A 2005-nucleotide genomic window follows, 5' to 3' on the forward strand; every position below is an offset into this window, starting at 1 on the left:
TNCCGATTGCAGTTGCTCGGTGAAAATGGTCTGGATCGAGTCGATTACCATGACTCGCGGTTTCTCGACACGGGCCGTGGCGATGATGGTCTCGATACAGGTTTCGGTCATAACCTTGGGCTGGTCCTCGGGCAGGCCCAGGCGCCGGGAGCGCATGGCCACCTGCTGCTGCGACTCCTCGCCGGTGACATACAGCGCCGGCATGCCCACGGCAATGTTGCACAAGGTCTGCAGCAGGATGGTCGACTTGCCGATGCCAGGGTCACCACCGATCAACACCACCGAGCCATCCACCAGGCCACCGCCCAGCACGCGGTCCAGTTCGGTGCTGCTGGTGGTGAAACGCGGGATTTCCTCGACGCTGACTTCGGCCAAGGTCTTGATCTGCGCCTGCTGACCGGTCCAGCCGGCACGGCCGCTACTGGGCGCAGCGGCACCGCCGCTTTCGATCATGGTCTCGACCAGGGTGTTCCAGGCCCCGCATTCGCCACACTGGCCGGCCCATTTGGGAAAGGTCGCACCGCACTCGGTGCAGCCATACAAGCGCTTGGCCTTGGCCATGGCTGGGGTCTCCTGGGGAAAAACCGCCATGATAGCCGAGCTGGATGTGCCTCGAACGCCTTGGGATGCGACAAAACTATTCGTTCTAACCGCAGTCTGTGGCCCTGAGCACAACGCATGAAGCGTTTGAGTGGCTTACACTGCGTAAACCTTACCTTTTGTTACAAGGAACCAAACATGGGCATGATCAGTGAGTTCAAGGCCTTCGCGGTCAAAGGCAATGTCGTCGACATGGCGGTTGGTAGCATCATTGGCGCGGCCTTCGGCAAGATCGTCTCTTCCCTTGTCGGTGACGTGGNCATGCCGCCACTGGGCCTGTTGATCGGTGGCGTGGACTTCAGCGACCTGGCAATTACCCTGAAGGCTGCCGAAGGTGACATTCCGGCGGTGGTGCTGGCGTATGGCAAGTTCATCCAGACCGTGATCGACTTCGTGATCGTGGCCTTTGCCATCTTCATGGGGGTCAAGGCGATCAACCGCTTGAAGCGCGAAGAAGCCGTGGCGCCGTCTGCGCCGCCAGTGCCTTCGGCTGAAGAGACCTTGCTGACCGAGATTCGCGATTTGCTCAAAGCCCAGAACCAGAACCGCTTGCCCTGAGATTGCGGGGGCCTGCCTTGCAGCCCTATCGCGACACAAGGCCGCTCCTACAAGGTTTTTGCATCTCCTAGGAAATCGCGGTTCCTGTAGGAGCGGCCTTGTGTCGCGATGGGCCGCAAAGCGGCCCCAACGGCCTTACCAGTAGTTTTCCACAGCCACCTGCCCCGGCCGCTTGCTCAGGCTCAACTGCAGGTCGCGCGCCTTAAGTACCTTGCGCGTTTCATCAATCATCTCCGGGTTGCCACACAGCATCACCCGCGAGTGCTCCGGCGACAGTTCCAGCCCCGCCGCCGCTTCCAGCCCGCCATTCTCGATCAGCGTGGTAATACGCTGGTTCAACGCCCCTGGGTGCTGTTCACGAGTCACCACCGGAATGAACTGCAACTTGCCGGCGAATTCGGCCAGGTAATCACGCTGTTCCAGCCCGGCGATCTCATCCACATAGGCCAGCTCTTTCGCTTCGCGCACCGAGTACACCAGCTTGATGTTGTCGAAACGCTCCCAGGCCTCGAAGTCCTGCAGGATCGACATGAATGGCGCAATGCCAGTTCCGGTCGCCAGCAACCACAGGTCGCGGCCACCGACGAAGCGGTCGAGAGTCAGGAAGCCGAAGGCTTGGCGGTCGATCAGCAGGGTATCGCCTGCTCCCAGCCGGCTCAGCTCGCTGGTGAACTCCCCTCCTGGCACCACGATCGAGAAGAAATCGAGGTGCTCGTCATGGGGCGCGCTGACCATGGAATACGCGCGCCACACCACGCTGCCATCGGCCTTGGTCACACCCAGGCGGGCAAACTGGCCGGAACGGAAGCGGAACCCCGCATCGCGCGTAACCCGCAGGCTGAAGAGG

General features: G+C 61.3%; 3 protein-coding genes. 1 reads left to right on the forward strand and 2 read right to left on the reverse strand.

The annotated features are described in order from the left end of the window. Positions 1-561, reverse strand: a 561-nt coding sequence (locus tag JV551A3_RS27090; protein ID WP_167494842.1) for an ATPase domain-containing protein, incomplete at its 3' end; no start/stop codon positions are given. 177 nt (positions 562-738) lie between these two features. Between JV551A3_RS27090 and mscL the strand changes: the two genes are divergently transcribed. Beyond that, the gene (gene mscL, locus JV551A3_RS27095) at positions 739-1158 is read left to right on the forward strand and encodes a large-conductance mechanosensitive channel protein MscL (RefSeq protein WP_133979294.1); all 420 of its coding nucleotides are present in this window, start codon (positions 739-741) and stop codon (positions 1156-1158) included. A gap of 135 nt (positions 1159-1293) precedes the next feature. Here the strand turns inward: mscL and JV551A3_RS27100 are convergent. Further along, the coding region (locus tag JV551A3_RS27100) for a ferredoxin--NADP reductase (RefSeq protein ID WP_133979296.1) at positions 1294-2005 on the reverse strand (712 nt) is incomplete at its 5' end.

The organism is Pseudomonas inefficax (assembly GCF_900277125.1).
Taxonomy (GTDB): domain Bacteria; phylum Pseudomonadota; class Gammaproteobacteria; order Pseudomonadales; family Pseudomonadaceae; genus Aquipseudomonas; species Aquipseudomonas inefficax.